At 62.0% G+C, this 16,143-nt stretch carries 26 protein-coding genes; 25 read left to right on the forward strand and 1 reads right to left on the reverse strand.

Annotated elements, in window-relative coordinates:
- Positions 1–8 precede the first annotated feature (8 nt).
- The 23 genes from rpsC to dsbD all read left to right on the forward strand — a co-directional run bounded on the left by rpsC (position 9) and on the right by dsbD (position 13,235).
- Positions 9–818, forward strand: a complete 810-nt coding sequence (rpsC, locus tag AC1RQG_RS01925; protein WP_493127748.1) for a 30S ribosomal protein S3 — start codon at positions 9–11, stop codon at positions 816–818.
- A gap of 2 nt (positions 819–820) precedes the next feature.
- Positions 821–1,240 (forward strand): 50S ribosomal protein L16, encoded by a 420-nt coding sequence (gene rplP, locus AC1RQG_RS01930; protein ID WP_056404292.1) that lies wholly within the window; start codon positions 821–823, stop codon positions 1,238–1,240.
- A gap of 12 nt (positions 1,241–1,252) precedes the next feature.
- Complete coding sequence (gene rpmC, locus AC1RQG_RS01935; protein WP_182151373.1) at positions 1,253–1,444, forward strand: 50S ribosomal protein L29; 192 nt, start codon at positions 1,253–1,255, stop codon at positions 1,442–1,444.
- On the forward strand, positions 1,441–1,713 hold the full coding sequence (gene rpsQ, locus AC1RQG_RS01940; RefSeq protein ID WP_182151372.1) for a 30S ribosomal protein S17: 273 nt from the start codon (positions 1,441–1,443) through the stop codon (positions 1,711–1,713). The genes rpmC and rpsQ overlap by 4 nt, the downstream gene beginning before the upstream one ends.
- 264 nt (positions 1,714–1,977) lie before the next feature.
- Positions 1,978–2,346, forward strand: a complete 369-nt coding sequence (gene rplN, locus AC1RQG_RS01945; RefSeq protein ID WP_008444317.1) for a 50S ribosomal protein L14 — start codon at positions 1,978–1,980, stop codon at positions 2,344–2,346.
- Positions 2,347–2,355: 9 nt separating this feature from the next.
- Entirely contained in the window at positions 2,356–2,670 is a 315-nt protein-coding gene (rplX, locus tag AC1RQG_RS01950) for a 50S ribosomal protein L24 (RefSeq protein WP_493127752.1), read from the forward strand.
- 6 nt (positions 2,671–2,676) lie between these two features.
- On the forward strand, positions 2,677–3,216 hold the full coding sequence (rplE, locus tag AC1RQG_RS01955; RefSeq protein ID WP_008444321.1) for a 50S ribosomal protein L5: 540 nt from the start codon (positions 2,677–2,679) through the stop codon (positions 3,214–3,216).
- A 7-nt stretch (positions 3,217–3,223) separates the two neighbouring features.
- Positions 3,224–3,529, forward strand: a complete 306-nt coding sequence (rpsN, locus tag AC1RQG_RS01960) for a 30S ribosomal protein S14 (protein ID WP_008444324.1) — start codon at positions 3,224–3,226, stop codon at positions 3,527–3,529.
- A gap of 14 nt (positions 3,530–3,543) precedes the next feature.
- The gene (rpsH, locus tag AC1RQG_RS01965) at positions 3,544–3,939 is read left to right on the forward strand and encodes a 30S ribosomal protein S8 (protein ID WP_093556907.1); all 396 of its coding nucleotides are present in this window, start codon (positions 3,544–3,546) and stop codon (positions 3,937–3,939) included.
- 10 nt (positions 3,940–3,949) lie between these two features.
- On the forward strand, positions 3,950–4,483 hold the full coding sequence (gene rplF / locus AC1RQG_RS01970; protein WP_493127755.1) for a 50S ribosomal protein L6: 534 nt from the start codon (positions 3,950–3,952) through the stop codon (positions 4,481–4,483).
- Positions 4,484–4,496: 13 nt separating this feature from the next.
- Positions 4,497–4,859 (forward strand): 50S ribosomal protein L18, encoded by a 363-nt coding sequence (gene rplR / locus AC1RQG_RS01975; protein WP_182151368.1) that lies wholly within the window; start codon positions 4,497–4,499, stop codon positions 4,857–4,859.
- 9 nt (positions 4,860–4,868) lie between these two features.
- Entirely contained in the window at positions 4,869–5,387 is a 519-nt protein-coding gene (rpsE, locus tag AC1RQG_RS01980; RefSeq protein WP_492718015.1) for a 30S ribosomal protein S5, read from the forward strand.
- Between the two features lie 7 nt (positions 5,388–5,394).
- Positions 5,395–5,577, forward strand: coding sequence for a 50S ribosomal protein L30 (gene rpmD, locus AC1RQG_RS01985; protein ID WP_493128222.1), 183 nt, complete (start codon positions 5,395–5,397; stop codon positions 5,575–5,577).
- A 27-nt stretch (positions 5,578–5,604) separates the two neighbouring features.
- Entirely contained in the window at positions 5,605–6,036 is a 432-nt protein-coding gene (gene rplO / locus AC1RQG_RS01990) for a 50S ribosomal protein L15 (protein ID WP_493127758.1), read from the forward strand.
- A gap of 32 nt (positions 6,037–6,068) precedes the next feature.
- Complete coding sequence (gene secY / locus AC1RQG_RS01995) at positions 6,069–7,403, forward strand: preprotein translocase subunit SecY (RefSeq protein ID WP_182151364.1); 1,335 nt, start codon at positions 6,069–6,071, stop codon at positions 7,401–7,403.
- A gap of 21 nt (positions 7,404–7,424) precedes the next feature.
- On the forward strand, positions 7,425–7,643 hold the full coding sequence (gene infA, locus AC1RQG_RS02000) for a translation initiation factor IF-1 (protein ID WP_005663428.1): 219 nt from the start codon (positions 7,425–7,427) through the stop codon (positions 7,641–7,643).
- A 32-nt stretch (positions 7,644–7,675) separates the two neighbouring features.
- Positions 7,676–7,789, forward strand: a complete 114-nt coding sequence (gene rpmJ / locus AC1RQG_RS02005; RefSeq protein ID WP_005663407.1) for a 50S ribosomal protein L36 — start codon at positions 7,676–7,678, stop codon at positions 7,787–7,789.
- Between the two features lie 27 nt (positions 7,790–7,816).
- Positions 7,817–8,182, forward strand: coding sequence for a 30S ribosomal protein S13 (rpsM, locus tag AC1RQG_RS02010; RefSeq protein ID WP_493127761.1), 366 nt, complete (start codon positions 7,817–7,819; stop codon positions 8,180–8,182).
- Between the two features lie 14 nt (positions 8,183–8,196).
- Positions 8,197–8,601, forward strand: coding sequence for a 30S ribosomal protein S11 (gene rpsK / locus AC1RQG_RS02015; protein WP_008444339.1), 405 nt, complete (start codon positions 8,197–8,199; stop codon positions 8,599–8,601).
- 251 nt (positions 8,602–8,852) lie between these two features.
- Positions 8,853–9,476, forward strand: coding sequence for a 30S ribosomal protein S4 (gene rpsD / locus AC1RQG_RS02020; RefSeq protein WP_493127764.1), 624 nt, complete (start codon positions 8,853–8,855; stop codon positions 9,474–9,476).
- 103 nt (positions 9,477–9,579) lie between these two features.
- On the forward strand, positions 9,580–10,557 hold the full coding sequence (locus AC1RQG_RS02025; protein WP_072786829.1) for a DNA-directed RNA polymerase subunit alpha: 978 nt from the start codon (positions 9,580–9,582) through the stop codon (positions 10,555–10,557).
- A gap of 185 nt (positions 10,558–10,742) precedes the next feature.
- Complete coding sequence (gene rplQ, locus AC1RQG_RS02030) at positions 10,743–11,138, forward strand: 50S ribosomal protein L17 (protein WP_182151361.1); 396 nt, start codon at positions 10,743–10,745, stop codon at positions 11,136–11,138.
- Positions 11,139–11,285: 147 nt separating this feature from the next.
- Complete coding sequence (gene dsbD, locus AC1RQG_RS02035; protein WP_493127768.1) at positions 11,286–13,235, forward strand: protein-disulfide reductase DsbD; 1,950 nt, start codon at positions 11,286–11,288, stop codon at positions 13,233–13,235.
- A 118-nt stretch (positions 13,236–13,353) separates the two neighbouring features.
- Here the strand turns inward: dsbD and AC1RQG_RS02040 are convergent, their stop codons facing one another.
- Positions 13,354–13,827 (reverse strand): Spy/CpxP family protein refolding chaperone, encoded by a 474-nt coding sequence (locus AC1RQG_RS02040; RefSeq protein ID WP_493127769.1) that lies wholly within the window; start codon positions 13,825–13,827, stop codon positions 13,354–13,356.
- 197 nt (positions 13,828–14,024) lie between these two features.
- On the opposite strand from AC1RQG_RS02040, the gene AC1RQG_RS02045 reads away from it, so the two are divergent.
- Both AC1RQG_RS02045 and AC1RQG_RS02050 read left to right on the forward strand, forming a co-directional pair.
- Complete coding sequence (locus tag AC1RQG_RS02045; RefSeq protein ID WP_493127770.1) at positions 14,025–14,753, forward strand: response regulator; 729 nt, start codon at positions 14,025–14,027, stop codon at positions 14,751–14,753.
- On the forward strand, positions 14,750–16,105 hold the full coding sequence (locus tag AC1RQG_RS02050; RefSeq protein WP_493127773.1) for an ATP-binding protein: 1,356 nt from the start codon (positions 14,750–14,752) through the stop codon (positions 16,103–16,105). The genes AC1RQG_RS02045 and AC1RQG_RS02050 overlap by 4 nt, the downstream gene beginning before the upstream one ends.
- Positions 16,106–16,143 lie beyond the last annotated feature (38 nt).

A 16,143-nucleotide genomic window follows, 5' to 3' on the forward strand; every position in this document is an offset into this window, starting at 1 on the left:
GAGCCACGATGGGTCAGAAAATTCATCCAACTGGTTTCCGCCTGGCGGTTACCCGTAACTGGGCCTCGCGTTGGTACGCGGGCAACGGCAACTTCGCTTCGATGCTGAACGAAGACCTGAAGGCACGCGCCTACCTGAAGACCAAGCTGAAGAACGCCTCGGTCGGCCGCATCGTCATCGAGCGTCCAGCCAAGAACGCGCGCTTCACCATCTACAGCTCGCGTCCGGGCGTGGTGATCGGCAAGAAGGGCGAAGACATCGAAGTGCTGAAGTCGGCGCTGACCAAGATCATGGGCGTGCCAGTGCACGTCAATATCGAGGAAATCCGCAAGCCGGAAATCGATTCGCAACTGATCGCCGATTCCATCGCCCAGCAGCTGGAAAAGCGCATCATGTTCCGCCGCGCCATGAAGCGTGCGATGCAAAACGCCATGCGTCTGGGTGCCCTGGGCATCAAGATCATGTCGTCGGGCCGTCTGAACGGCATCGAAATCGCCCGCAAAGAGTGGTACCGCGAAGGCCGCGTGCCTCTGCATACCCTGCGCGCCGACATCGACTACGGCACCAGCGAAGCATCGACCACCTACGGCATCATCGGCGTCAAGGTGTGGGTTTACAAGGGTGACCGCAACGCCGCCGGCGAAGCGCCAGTCATCGAGACCCCAGCTGACGAGAAGAAGAGCCGCGGTCCGCGTCGTGACGACGGCAAGCCAGCCGGCCGCCCACGTCCAGCCGGTGCGAAACCATCCTCAGCGCCAGGTGCGCGTGTGCGTGCCGCCAAGCCGGCCGCTGCGCCAGCTGAGAAAGCAGGAGAATAAACATGCTGCAACCAGCACGCAGGAAGTATCGTAAAGAGCAGAAGGGCCGTAACACCGGTATCTCGCACAGCCGCGGCACCGCCGTGTCGTTCGGCGAGTTCGGTCTGAAAGCCGTTGCCCGCGGCCGTATCACGGCCCGTCAAATCGAGGCAGCACGTCGCGCCATGACCCGTCACATCAAACGTGGTGGCCGGATCTGGATCCGCGTGTTCCCGGACAAGCCAATCTCGAACAAGCCTGCCGAAGTCCGTATGGGTAACGGTAAGGGTAACCCCGAGTACTACGTCGCCGAAATCCAGCCAGGCAAAGTCCTGTACGAGATGGATGGCGTCGCAGAAGAGCTGGCACGCGAAGCGTTCCGTCTGGCCGCTGCCAAACTGCCGCTGGCAACCACCTTCGTGGTGCGCCAGGTTGGCCAATAAAAGGAGTGAAATATGAAAGCATCTGAACTCCGCGGCAAAGACCAGGCAGCTCTGCAACAAGAGCTGAACGATCTGCTGAAGGCCCAGTTTGGTCTGCGTATGCAAGTCGCTACGCAACAGCTGAGCAACACTTCGCAGCTCAAGAAGGTACGCCGCGACATCGCGCGTGTAAAAACGGTAATGAACACCAAGGAAGCCAAATGACCGAACCAGTGAAAAAGCCGCTCAAGCGCACGCTGATCGGTAAAGTGGTGTCCGACAAAATGGACAAGACCGTAACCGTTCTGATCGAACGTCACGTCAAACATCCTTTGTACGGCAAGATCATCGTGCGCTCGAACAAGTACCACGCGCACGACGAGACCAACCAGGTGAAAGCCGGTGACACGGTGGAAATCGTGGAAGGTCGCCCGATCTCGAAGACGAAGGCATGGACCGTGACCCGTGTGGTGCAAGCCGCACAAATCGTTTAATTAGAAAAACCTCCCGCCCGGCGACGGTCGGGGGGTGTTTTTAATTAGTTCTTGCAAGCCCGCAAATTGTATGTAATACTTGCGGGCTTCGTTCATGTAACGCCGCAAAGTGTCTGGCCACAGACGCTGAACCGTGCGGTCAGTGCAGTACGAAGGTCAAGCACCCAAACAACGGGGCCTGCATGGGCGCCGCTGGCGGGACCAAGACTGACCGCAGGTCCGCATTGTGTGGATTCTTCGGCTTAAGTTGGGAAAGAGAATACTATGATTCAAACTGAAAGCCGGCTCGAAGTGGCCGACAACACCGGTGCCAAGGAAGTGATGTGCATCAAGGTGTTGGGCGGCTCCAAGCGCCGTTATGCTGGCATCGGCGACGTGATCAAGGTGACCGTGAAGGTTGCCGCGCCACGCGGCCGTGTCAAAAAAGGTGAAATTTATAACGCCGTGGTTGTGCGCACCGCCAAAGGTGTGCGTCGCCAAGATGGTTCCCTGGTCAAGTTCGACGGCAATGCCGCCGTGCTGCTGAACGCCAAGCTGGAACCGATCGGTACCCGTATTTTTGGACCAGTGACGCGCGAGCTGCGCACTGAAAAGTTCATGAAGATCGTGTCCCTGGCACCGGAAGTCCTGTAAGGAGTCGTAATGGATAAGATTCGTAAAAACGACGAAGTCATCGTGCTGACCGGGAAAGACAAGGGCAAGCGCGGCGTCGTTTCGCGTCGCGTCGACGCTGAGCACGTCGTGGTTGAGGGCATCAACGTCGCCAAAAAAGCGACCAAGCCTAACCCTATGACTGGCGTACAAGGTGGTATCGTCGATAAGACTATGCCGATTCACGTGTCCAACGTCGCGTTGTTCAACGCGGCGACTGGCAAGGCAGACCGCGTTGGTTTCAAGGAAGTGGATGGCAAGAAAGTCCGCGTCTTCAAATCGTCCGGCGAAGTAGTGAAGGCTTAAGAAATCATGGCACGTCTCCAAGAATTCTATAAAGAAAAAGTCGTCGCCGACCTGACCGCGAAATTCGGTTACAAGTCGGTGATGGAAGTTCCTCGTCTGACCAAGATCACCCTGAACATGGGTGTGGGTGAGGCGATCGCCGACAAGAAAGTGCTCGAGCACGCTGTCGGCGACCTGACCAAGATCGCTGGCCAGAAGCCAGTGACCACCAAATCGCGCAAGGCTATCGCGGGTTTCAAGATCCGTGAAGGCTACCCGATCGGTACCATGGTCACCCTGCGTGGCGCTCGCATGTACGAGTTCCTGGATCGCTTCATCACCGTGGCCCTGCCACGCGTGCGCGATTTCCGCGGTGTGAACGGCCGTTCGTTCGATGGTCGTGGCAACTACAACATCGGCGTGAAAGAGCAGATCATCTTCCCGGAAATCGAGTACGACAAGATCGATGCGCTGCGTGGTATGAACATCTCGATCACCACCACCGCCAAGACCGACGACGAAGCGAAAGCTCTGCTCGCCGCCTTTAAATTCCCGTTCAGGAACTAAGTAGATCATGGCAAAACTCGCACTGATTAACCGTGAGCAGAAACGTGTCGACCTGGCGAACAAGTTCGCCGCCAAGCGCGCTTCGCTGAAGGCCATCATTGATGACCAGTCGAAATCGGAAGAAGAGCGTTACGAAGCGCGCCTGAAACTGCAGGCCCTGCCACGTAACTCGGCTCCGACTCGCCAGCGCAACCGCTGCGCCGTCACCGGTCGTCCACGCGGCACCTTCCGTAAATTCGGTCTGGGCCGTATCAAGCTCCGTGAATTCGCCATGCGTGGTGAGATCCCGGGTATGACTAAAGCAAGCTGGTAATAGGAGAATAAGCAATGAGTATGAGCGATCCTATCGCCGATATGCTGACCCGCATTCGCAACGCCCAAGGCGTTCAAAAAACGACCGTGGCCATGCCATCGTCGAAAGTCAAAGTAGCGATTGCCAACGTCCTCAAGGACGAGGGTTACATTGAAGATTTCGCCGTCGCCGAAGCTGGTGGCAAGGCGGAACTGAAAATCGGTTTGAAGTATTATGTTGGCCGTCCCGTCATCGAGCGCCTTGAGCGCGTGTCCCGTCCGGGCCTGCGCGTCTACAAGGGCAAGGACGAGATCCCTACCGTGATGAATGGCCTGGGTGTGGCGATCGTGTCGACCCCGCAAGGCGTCATGACGGACCGCAAAGCACGCGCTACCGGTGTCGGCGGCGAAGTCATTTGCTACGTCGCATAAGGAGTTAGACATGTCTCGTGTAGCTAAAATGCCAATCGCTGTGCCAGCTGGCGCTGATGTCGCCATCTCCGCACAGGCGATCACCGTCAAAGGCCCGCTGGGCGTGCTGACCCAGGCCCTGAACGGCCAGGTCACGGTGGAAAACAATGCAGGAACCCTGACGTTCGTCGCCGCCAACGACAGCCGCGAAGCCAATGCCATGTCCGGCACGCTGCGCGCGCTGGTCAACAACATGGTCAACGGCGTCACCAAGGGTTTCGAGAAGAAGCTGAACCTGGTCGGCGTGGGTTACAAGGCGCAAGCGCAAGGCGACAAGCTGAACCTGTCGCTGGGCTTCTCGCACCCTGTCGTGCACACCATGCCAGCGGGCGTCACCTGCGCCACCGCAACGCCAACGGAGATCGTCATCAAAGGCATCGACCGTCAGCAAGTGGGCCAGGTCGCCGCTGAAGTTCGCGCTTACCGCGCTCCCGAGCCTTACAAGGGCAAGGGCGTCCGTTACTCGGACGAAGTGGTGAAGATTAAAGAAACCAAGAAGAAGTAACTAGGGGCTGACGATGGACAAGAAAGAATCACGTCTGCGCCGCGGACGCCAAACCCGGATCAAGATCGCGCAATTGAAAGTGAACCGCCTGTCGGTCCACCGCACCAATCTGCACATTTACGCGAACCTGATCTCGCCGGACGCCAAAGTACTGGTGTCGGCCTCCACGGCCGAAGTCGAAGTGCGCAACGAACTGGCAGGCAAGTCGGGCAAGGGCGGCAACGCCGCCGCTGCCGCACTGGTCGGCAAGCGCGTCGCAGAGAAAGCACTGAAAGCAGGAATCACCGAAGTCGCGTTCGACCGCTCCGGTTTCCGTTACCACGGCCGTGTGAAGGCGCTGGCAGAAGCCGCGCGCGAAGCCGGTCTGAAGTTCTAAGGAACGATCATGGCAAAAATGCAAGCAAAAATGGCAAGCGACAAGCCGGATGACGGCATGCGCGAGAAAATGATCGCGATCAACCGCGTGACCAAAGTGGTCAAGGGTGGTCGTATCATGGGTTTCGCCGCGCTGACCGTGGTTGGTGACGGCGATGGCCGCATCGGCATGGGCAAGGGCAAGTCGAAGGAAGTACCGGTCGGTGTGCAGAAGGCGATGGAAGAAGCCCGCCGCAACCTGATCAAGGTGCCTCTGAAGAACGGCACCCTGCAGCATACGGTATCGGGTCGCCACGGCGCCTCGAAAGTGATGATGAGCCCGGCCAAACCTGGTACGGGCGTCATCGCCGGCGGCGCAATGCGCGCAATCTTCGAAGTAATGGGCGTGACGGACGTGGTGGCGAAATCCACCGGCTCGTCGAACCCTTACAACCTGGTGCGCGCCACGCTGGACGGTCTGGCAAAAATGAGTACTCCTGCTGACATCGCCGCCAAGCGCGGTAAGTCGGTGGAAGAGATCCTGGGCTAAGGTGGACATCATGACGAAAACTGTCAAAGTACAATTGGTCAAGGGCTTGATCGGCACGCGTGAAGACCACCGTGCCACCGTACGCGGCCTGGGCCTGCGTCGTGTCAACTCGGTACGCGAGTTGCAGGACACCCCAGCCGTGCGCGGCATGATCAACAAAGTCTCGTACCTCGTTAAAGTTGTTGCGTAAGCCCCTGGGCTTACGTACGGAGAAAACATGGAACTGAATACCATCCAACCAGCCGACGGCGCTAAGCACTACAAGCGTCGCGTCGGCCGCGGTATCGGCTCCGGTCTGGGTAAAACCTCGGGCCGTGGTCACAAAGGTCAAAAATCGCGTTCGGGCGGCTTCCACAAAGTCGGTTTCGAAGGCGGTCAGATGCCGCTGCAACGCCGTCTGCCTAAGCGCGGTTTCAAGTCGCTCAACGCCACCTTCAAAGCTGAAGTGCGTCTGTCCGACCTGAACGCCCTGGCCGTGGGCGAGGTCGACATCCTGGTGCTCAAGCAAGCTGGCGTGCTGAACGTGCTGGCCCGCGACGTGCGCGTCATTCTGTCCGGCGAGATCACCAAAGCGGTGAACCTCAAAGGCCTGAAAGTGACGGCCGGCGCCAAGGCAGCCATCGAAGCAGCCGGCGGCTCGGTAGCCTGAGTTGCCCGCTAACAGCTTGATCGGAGCGAAAATTGGCGACTAATCCACAACTTGCTAAGAGTGCTGCGGCCGGATTCCCATGGGGCCGGCTCTGGTTCCTGCTTGGCGCATTGGTGGTTTATCGTATCGGCGCTCACGTCCCGGTGCCCGGGATCGATCCGGTACAATTGGCCGCGCTGTTCAAGTCGCAAGAGGGTGGCATCCTGGGCATGTTCAACATGTTCAGCGGTGGCGCGCTCTCGCGCTTCACGGTGTTTGCGCTGGGTATCATGCCTTACATCTCGGCCTCGATCATCATGCAATTGCTGTCGATCGTGTCGCCTCAGATGGAAGCGCTCAAAAAAGAAGGCGAAGCAGGCCGACGCAAGATCACCCAGTACACCCGGTATTTCACGGTGGCGCTGGCGATGTTCCAGGCGTTCGGCATCGCAGTCGCCCTGGAATCCCAAGCCGGCCTGGTGCTGGATCCGGGCCTGGGGTTCCGCTTCGTGACGGTCGTGACGCTGTTGACTGGCACCATGTTCCTGATGTGGCTGGGGGAGCAGATTACCGAGCGTGGCTTGGGTAATGGCATCTCCATCATCATTTTCGCCGGTATCGCCGCCGGTCTGCCGAACGCGCTGGGGGGCTTGTTCTCCCAGGTCGCCAACGGTTCGATCGGCAGCTTCTCGGCGATCATCATCGTGGCCCTGGTGGCGGCGGTAACGTTCTTCGTGGTGTTTGTGGAACGTGGCCAGCGCAAGATTCTGGTGAATTATGCTAAGCGCCAGGTCGGTAACAAGATTTACGGTGGACAAACGTCGCACCTGCCATTGAAGTTGAACATGGCCGGCGTGATCCCACCGATCTTCGCATCGTCGATCATCTTGTTCCCGGCCACGATCCTGGACTGGTTCGCCAAGGGCGCCAATCCGGCCAACCCGGTGATCCGCTTCCTCAAGGATGTGGCAGCATCGATGGGTCCAGGCGAGCCTATGCACGCCCTGCTGTACGCCATTGCAATCGTGTTCTTCTGCTTCTTCTACACCGCTCTGGTGTTCAACAGCAAGGAGACGGCGGATAACTTGAAGAAGAGCGGGGCCTTCGTGCCAGGGATTCGTCCCGGTGAGCAGACAGCCCGCTACATCGACAAGATCCTGACCCGGTTGACTCTGGCAGGCGCAATCTACATCACGTTGGTGTGTTTGTTGCCGGAATTCATGCAAGCCGAGTGGAAGGTGCCGTTCTATTTTGGTGGCACTTCTCTGTTGATTATTGTGGTTGTGACCATGGACTTCATGGCGCAAGTGCAAAACTACGTGATGTCGCAGCAATATGAATCGCTGCTGCGCAAAGCAAACTTCAAAGGCGGAATTCCGACGCGATAAGCGCGGTTTCAAACATACCGAATGGCAAAAGACGACGTCATACAGATGCAGGGCGAGATTCTCGAGAATCTGCCGAATGCAACATTTCGAGTGAAGCTGGAAAACGGACACGTGGTGCTCGGGCATATTTCGGGTAAAATGCGGATGAACTATATCCGCATTCTTCCTGGCGACAAGGTGACGGTAGAGCTGACACCTTATGACCTGAGCCGGGCACGCATCGTGTTCCGGACCAAGTAACCTACAACATTGAACCAAGAAGAGAGTGCAAAATGAAAGTTAACGCCTCAGTCAAGCGGATCTGCCGCAACTGCAAGATCATCAAGCGCAAGGGTGTTGTTCGCGTCATCTGCGTCGAACCACGTCACAAGCAGCGTCAAGGTTAATAACCGTTATTTATCGAGGAATAACGAATGGCACGTATTGCAGGGGTTAATATCCCCAATCATCAGCACACCGTAATCGGCCTGACGGCCATCTACGGTGTTGGCCGCCCACGCGCGCAGTTCATCTGCGCGGCGACGGGCATCGCGACCAACAAGAAGGTCAAAGACCTGGACGACAGCGAACTGGAAAAGCTGCGCGATGAAGTAGCGAAATTCATCGTCGAAGGCGATCTGCGCCGCGAATTGTCCATGAACATCAAGCGTTTGATGGACCTGGGTTGCTACCGTGGTATGCGCCACCGCAAGGGCCTGCCGGTCCGCGGCCAGCGTACTCGCACCAATGCACGTACCCGCAAGGGCCCGCGCAAAGCCGCACAATCGCTCAAGAAATAATCTAGGGAAATCACATGGCTAAGCAACAAAGCAGCGCAGCAGCAGCTCGCGTTCGTAAAAAGGTCAAGAAGAACGTCGCTGAAGGCATCGCCCACGTGCACGCTTCCTTCAACAACACCATCATCACCATCACCGACCGCCAGGGCAACGCTCTGTCGTGGGCGACCTCCGGTGGTGCTGGCTTCAAGGGTTCGCGTAAATCGACCCCGTTCGCAGCGCAGGTTGCGGCTGAAGCGGCTGGTAAAGTGGCCGTCGAATGCGGCGTGAAGAACCTGGAAGTGCGCATCAAGGGCCCTGGTCCTGGTCGCGAATCCGCAGTGCGCGCACTGAACAACCTGGGCATCAAGATCACCGAGATCCAGGACGTGACCCCAGTGCCACACAACGGCTGCCGTCCTCCGAAGCGTCGTCGTATCTAAAGCACAGTCGGCGGCGGCGGGTTCGCCCGCCCGCCAGCCTTCTGTGGTGCAGTACCCCGTTTCACCCGCAGCACAAAAATCGCTGGAGCAGAAAGCCGGAAACGGTTATACTGCCCGGCTGTTGTCGCCTGTCGAACCCGTTCGGCGGGTCATCATTGTCAGCCACCGTCTGGCCGAACGCGGACCAGACTAGCGCCTAACTGCATGGAAGCATGTGGCTGGGGCGTTATTATTTATAAAAAGGAAGCATCGTGGCACGTTATATCGGACCAAAAGCAAAACTGTCCCGCCGTGAAGGTACGGACCTGTTCCTCAAGAGCGCACGCCGCTCGCTCGACAGCAAGTGCAAACTGGACGTCAAGCCAGGCCAGCACGGCGTCAAATCGGGTGCCCGCACCTCGGACTACGGCAACCAGCTGCGCGAAAAGCAGAAGGTCAAGCGCATGTACGGCGTCCTCGAGCGTCAGTTCCGCCGCTACTTCGCCGAAGCCGACCGCCGCAAGGGCAACACCGGCGAAACCCTGCTGAAGCTGCTGGAAACCCGTCTGGACAACGTCGCTTACCGCATGGGCTTCGGCTCGACCCGCGCTGAAGCGCGTCAGCTGGTGTCGCACAAAGCGTTCACCGTGAACGGCCAAGTGGTCAACATCGCTTCCTACTCCGTGAAGATCGGCGACGTGATCGCCGTGCGCGAAAAGTCGAAGAAGCAGACCCGTATCATCGAAGCGCTGTCGCTGGCTGAACAAGTCGGTATGCCAAGCTGGGTGTCGGTTGACGCCAAGAAGATGGAAGGCACCTTCAAGTCGCTGCCAGAGCGTAACGAAATCGCCAACGACGTCAACGAATCGCTGATCGTCGAATTGTACTCGCGTTAATCGTAGTCGCTAGTATCGCCGCCCACTCCACGGAGTGGGCGTTTTCACTAATGCCATCAGCCTTATCGGCCTAACGCGCCGAGGGTATTGAAAAGGACATTTCATGCAAAACAGTTTGTTGAAACCACGTATTATCGATGTCGAGGCGCTGGGCGCCGGCCACGCGAAAGTCGTGATGGAGCCGTTCGAACGCGGCTATGGCCACACCCTGGGCAACGCGCTGCGCCGCGTGCTGCTGTCGTCGATGATCGGCTACGCACCCACCGAGGTGACGATCGCCGGCGTCGTGCACGAATACTCGTCGCTCGACGGCGTGCAGGAAGACGTGGTCGACCTGCTGCTGAACCTGAAGGGCGTGGTCTTCAAAGTCCACAACCGTGACTCCGTCACCCTGACCCTGAAGAAGGAAGGCGAAGGCGCCGTCCTGGCCTCGGATATCGATCTGCCGCACGACGTGGAACTGATCAATCCGGACCACGTGATCGCCCACCTGACCGCCGGCGGTAAGCTGGACATGCAGATCAAAGTGGAAAAAGGCCGCGGCTATGTGCCCGGTAACGTCCGCCGCCTGTCGGAAGACACCAACAAGACCATCGGCCGCATCATTCTGGATGCATCGTTCTCGCCCGTGCGCCGCGTTTCCTACTTCGTCGAGTCCGCTCGCGTGGAACAGCGTACCGACCTGGACAAGCTGATCATCAACATCGAAACCAACGGCGTGATCTCGCCGGAAGAAGCGATCCGCCAGTCGGCGCGCGTCTTGGTCGACCAGTTGAACGTGTTCGCCGCCCTGGAAGGCACGGAAGCGGCCGCCGAAGCGCCATCGCGTGCTCCGCTGGTCGATCCTATCCTGCTGCGTCCAGTGGACGACCTGGAGCTGACCGTCCGTTCGGCCAACTGCCTGAAAGCGGAAAACATCTACTACATCGGCGACCTGATCCAGCGTTCGGAAAACGAACTGCTGAAGACGCCGAACCTGGGCCGCAAGTCGCTGAACGAAATCAAGGAAGTGCTCGCCTCGCGCGGCCTGACCTTGGGCATGAAGCTGGAAAACTGGCCGCCTGCCGGTCTGGAAAAGTAACAAATTGGGTGACAGTGCTGGACATCGCGCAGCGATGTTCTGCCCTGTTACCAACTGATTTGCAGTAAGTTTTACCGCCCGGCGCATGTTGCGCCGGGCGTTTATCCCCTAGAACCGGTCCGCGCTCCCGCCCTGGCGGCAGCGATCGAAGAACTCGGATTTAAACATCATCGAAAGGAAGTACCATGCGTCACCGTCACGGCCTCCGTAAGCTGAACCGCACCTCGTCCCACCGCCTGGCTATGCTGCGCAACATGACCGTTTCCCTGCTGCGTCATGAAGCCATCAAAACCACGCTGCCTAAAGCCAAGGAACTGCGCCGCGTTGTCGAGCCTATCCTGACCCTGGGCAAGACCGACACCCTGGCCAACAAGCGTCTGGCCTTCTCGCGCCTGCGCGACCGCGAAATGGTCGTCAAGCTGTTCGCCGAACTGGGCCCACGCTACGCTGCCCGTAACGGCGGCTACCTGCGTATCCTGAAAATGGGCTTCCGCGTTGGCGACAACGCGCCAATGGCTTACGTCGAGCTGCTGGACCGTCCAGAAGTCACCGCTGTGGAAGACGCGCCAACCGCCGAGTAATCGCCGGTCGTCGTCTTGACAGAAAAGCCAGGCTCTGCCTGGCTTTTTTGCTTTTCGGCGACCCATCTTAAGGCCGCGCTCAGACGGGACCGCGCGCGCCGGTGTACTATTGCCCGTTGAGTCCAATCCGCCGTTACCGACCACCTTATGCCACGAACCGCCGCCTTCTCCTTCGCCTCCGCGCGCGCCCTGCCGTCCCTGGGCCGGGCGCTGCTGTCCTCGTCGCTGCTGTTGACGCTGTTGCTGGCGATGCTGCTGGCCCTGGCCGCCGGCCGTCCGGCCCGCGCCGACGAGGACTACCTGGAGCCCGACGCCGCGTTCCGCTTCTCGGCCCGCATGGCCGATCCGCACACGGTGGCCGTCACCTACCAGATCGCCGACGGCTACTACATGTACCGCGAGCGCTTCAAGTTCGCGGCGCAGGGCGCCACGCTGGGCGCGCCGGCCATCCCGCCCGGCAAGATCCACTTCGATGAAACGTTCCAGAAGAACGTGGAAACCTATCGCGGCAGCGTCACCATCGCCATCCCCGTCGAGGCCGGCGGCAGCTTCACGCTCGTCTCCACCGGCCAGGGCTGCTCGGACAAAGGCTTGTGCTACGCGCCGCAGGAAGCCAAGGCCAACCTGACGGCCAGCGGCAAGCCCGGCCTGGCCGCGCTGGCGCTGGGCCAGTCCGCCCCGCCGGGCGGCGCCAGCCAGTCCGGGCCGGCCGCGCAATCGGCGGCCCCGTCGGCGCCCGTGTCGCCCGGCGTCACCGTCAACGCCGTGCCCACGCCGGCCACCACCGTGCTGAGCGAGGCCGCCGGCGCGCCCGTGCCGGCCGTCGCGCCGGCCCAGCCGGGCAACGTGGAGGCGGCGCTCAAGGGCGGCAAGCTGCTTGTCATCGTGCCGCTGTTCATGCTGCTGGGCCTGGGCCTGGCGTTCACGCCGTGCGTGCTGCCCATGGTGCCCATCCTGTCGTTCATCATCGTGGGCGAGGGCGCCAAGGCCAGCCGCGCGCGCGGGTTGCTGCTGTCGGCCACCTACGCGCTGGGCATGGCCATCGTCTACACGGCGCTTGGCGTCGCCGCCGGCCTGATCGGCGAAGGGCTGGCCGCCGCCCTGCAGAACCCGTGGGTGCTGGGGGCGTTCGCATTGCTGATGGCGGCCATGGCGCTGTCCATGTTCGGCTACTACAACCTGCAGGTGCCGGCCGCGCTGCAAACCCGGCTCAGCGCCATGTCGCACCGCCAGGCGGCCGGCAAGCTGGCCGGCGTGTTCGTGATGGGCGCCATCTCGGCCCTCATCGTCGGCCCCTGCGTGGCCGCGCCGCTGGCCGGCGCGCTGGTCTACATCAGCCAGACGCGCGACGTCGTGATCGGCGGCAGCGCCCTGTTCGCGATGGCCGTGGGCATGAGCGTGCCGCTGCTGCTGGTCGGCGTGTCGGCCGGCACGCTGCTGCCCAAGGCCGGACTGTGGATGGATGGCGTCAAGCGCTTCTTCGGCGTGCTGCTGCTGGCGATGGCGTGGTGGCTGGTGTCGCCCGTGCTGCCGGCGGCCGTGCAGATGCTGGGCTGGACCGCCTTGCTGGTCGGTTACGGCGTCTACCTGCTGCGCAACAAGACGGGGCACTGGGCGGCCAAGAGCGCCGGCCTCGTGTTCGCGGCGCTGGGCCTGGTGCAACTGGTCGGCGTGTCCACCGGCGGGCGCGATGTGCTGGCGCCGCTGGCCCACTTGCAGGCGCAGGGCGCGGTCCAGCCGCTGCCGTTCAAGCGCGTCAAGACGGTGGCGGAACTCGATGCCGTGCTGGCCCAGACGGGCGGCAAGGGCGCGATGCTCGACTTCTACGCCGACTGGTGCGTGTCCTGCAAGGAAATGGAAAAGCTGACCTTCGCGGCCCCGGCCGTGCGCGCGCGGCTGGCCAACACGGTGCTGCTGCAAGTGGACGTGACGGCCAACGACGACGACGACAAGGCCATGCTCAAGCGCTTCCACCTGTTCGGCCCGCCCGGCATCATCCTGTTCGATGGTAAGGGTCAGGAGCTGGCCGACGCCCGGGTGATCGGCTTCCAGAACGCCGACACCTTCCTGCAATCGCTGTCGCGGCTGCCGCAATAAATAAAAAGGCGGCGCCCGGCCATGCCGGGTGCCGCTCGTGTCCACTGCCCGCTCATCGCGGGCTTACCGCCGGCGCGTTGCTGGCCCGCCTCGGGCTCGCTGCCGGCTCATCGCGGCCTCACTGGCGGTGGCGACCCATCATCGGATGCTGGCCATGCGCGCCGCCCATCACGTGGTCGTCGAAGATGGCTTTCTGCTCGGGCGTCAACTGGCCGTAGAAGGTGTTGAGCGCGCCCAGGTGGCCTTCCATGGTCAGCGTGCGCTGCTTGCTCAGGTCGATCATCTTGGCCAGCCGGTCCGGGGCCGGCAGCTTGGCCATGGCCGCGCGGTCGATGCGCTCGGCCGGCGCGGTCGGCTTGATGGCGTTCTGATAGGCCGTCCAGGCCGGTTCCTGGGCCGGCGTCAGCTTGAGCAGGTCGTGCAGCTTGGCCTGATGCTTGGCGAACCATTCGCCCATGCGGGCCTGGCGTTGCTCGCTGTTGGCCTGCCAGCCGTGGCGGCCGGCCGTGTCGTCGGCCATGGCGGCGGCGCTGGCGCCGGCCAGGCCCAGCACGGTCATGCCGATCAGGATGCTTTTGCGTACGGTGTTCATGGTGTTTCCTTTATCAAAGTCGTGGGGAGACGCTGCGCTCTCGTTCGTCTCATGGAACATATGGTGGCAGTGCCGTGTTTCGACCAAGTGTCCCGGCCGCCGGTTTTTGTATCAAACTGTTTCCCCCGCAAGGGGGCACTACAAGCCGATACAAATGGCCCTTGGTCAGGCGCGGCCAAACTGGCGATAATGAACGCATGGAATCCATCTCGACAATTCTGATCGTTGACGACGATCGCGACATCCGCACCCTGCTGGCCGATTACCTGGAAACCAACGGTTACCGCACGCTGGGCGCGGCCGACGGCACGGCCATGTGGAAGCTGCTCGACGAGTCGCGGCCCGACCTGGTGGTGCTGGACCTGAACCTGCCCGGCGACGACGGCCTCACGCTGTGCCGCAAGCTGCGCGCCCATTCGACCCTGCCCGTCATCATGCTGACGGCCCGCAACGAGCCGCTGGACCGCATCCTGGGCCTGGAGATGGGCGCCGACGACTACCTGCCCAAGCCGTTCGAGCCGCGCGAGCTGCTGGCCCGCATCCGCAGCGTGCTGCGCCGCAGTAACGCCATGCCGGCCGGCCACGGCGGCGACAAGGCCGAGCGCATCCGCTTCTCCGACTGGACGCTGGACTTGACGGCGCGCCACCTGCTCAATCCGGACGGCCTGGTGATCATGCTGTCGGGCGCCGAATACCGCCTGCTCAAGGTGTTCCTCGAACACCCGAACCGCGTGCTCAACCGCGACCAGCTGCTGAATCTCACCCAAGGACGCGACGCCGACCCGTTCGACCGCTCGATCGACATCCAGATCAGCCGCCTGCGCCAGAAGCTGGGCGAGGATGCGCGGCTGCCGCAAATCATCAAGACCGTGCGCAACGGCGGCTATGTGCTGGCCGGCCAGGTGGCCGTGGAGCCGCAGGCGTGAAAGCATTCATCGGGTCGATGACCGGGCGCGTGTTCCTGGTCCTGCTGCTGGGCATCGTCGCCTCGGCCGCGCTGACCCAGTGGCTGGCCGTGAGCGAGCGCACGCGCGCGCTGGAACGCTACCGCGACTTCCACGCGCTGGAACGGGCCGAACAGCTCATCACGACGGCCGACGTGGTGCCCGAGGCCTCGCGCGCGACCTATCTGCGGGTGGCCAGCCGGGGCAGCGTGCGGCTGGCGCCGGCCGCCGCCGCCGCCGCGCCAGCCTTGCCGGCCACGGAATTCACCCAGGCCCTGCAGCAGCGGCTGGGCGCCGGCTTCACGCTGCATCCGCTGGCCGAACGGCCGCCCGAATGCGACCTGCGGCGCAAGCCCATGACGCTGTTCGGTCCCAATCAATGGCGCGGCACCTGCGAAACCATGCTGGTGCGCATGCACGACGGCGCCCTGATGACGCTGTCCGTGCTGCCGCCGCGCCCGCCACCCGGCGGCGGACGCAATGAGCCGCTGACCTTGCTGCCCTTCCTGCTCAGCATCGCCGTGCTCGCGTATTTCGTGGCGCGCATGGCCATGCGCCCGCTCAAGCAGCTGGCGCAGGCGGCCAAGGACCTCGGCAACGACATCAACCGCCCGCCGCTGGCCATCGGCGGCGCGTCCGAGATCCGCCAGGCGGCCGGCGCGTTCAACGCCATGCAGGCCCGCATCCGCCAGCACATTTCCCAGCGCACGGAAATGCTGGCCGCCATCACCCACGATTTACAGACGCCGCTGACGCGGCTGCGGCTGCGGCTGGAGAAGGTGCGGGACCACGAGTTGCAGCAGCGCCTGGTGGACGACCTGTCGGCCATGCAGCAAATGGTCAAGGAAGGGCTGGACCTGGCGCGCAGCATGGACACCACGGAAACCATGCAGGCGCTGGACCTCGATTCGCTGCTCGACAGCGTCTGCTCGGACGCGGCCGACAGCGGCCAGCAGGTGGACCTCAAGGGCCGCGCCGCCATGGCGCTGATGGGCCGGCCGCTGGCGATCCGGCGCTGCCTGGTCAACCTGCTCGACAACGCCGTCAAGTACGGCCAGTACGCGCACGTGACGGTGGAGCGCATGGTGGGCGCGGCCCGCATCCGCATCCGCGACGGCGGCCCCGGCATCGCGCCGGAGCAGATGGCGCGCGTGTTCGAGCCGTTCTACCGGATCGAATCGTCGCGCTCGCGCGCCTCCGGCGGCACCGGCCTGGGCCTGACCATCGCCCGCAACATCGCCGAGCAGCACGGCGCCAGCCTGATGCTGGCCAACCATGCGCAGGGCGGCCTCGAAGTGACGCTGATCGTGCCCGAACACTACGCCGGCCGCTGAGCCGTCCATCCCCGCGGCGGCGCGCCGGCGCCGCACGG

Source organism: Rugamonas sp. GW822-FHT03B10, from assembly GCF_058801745.1.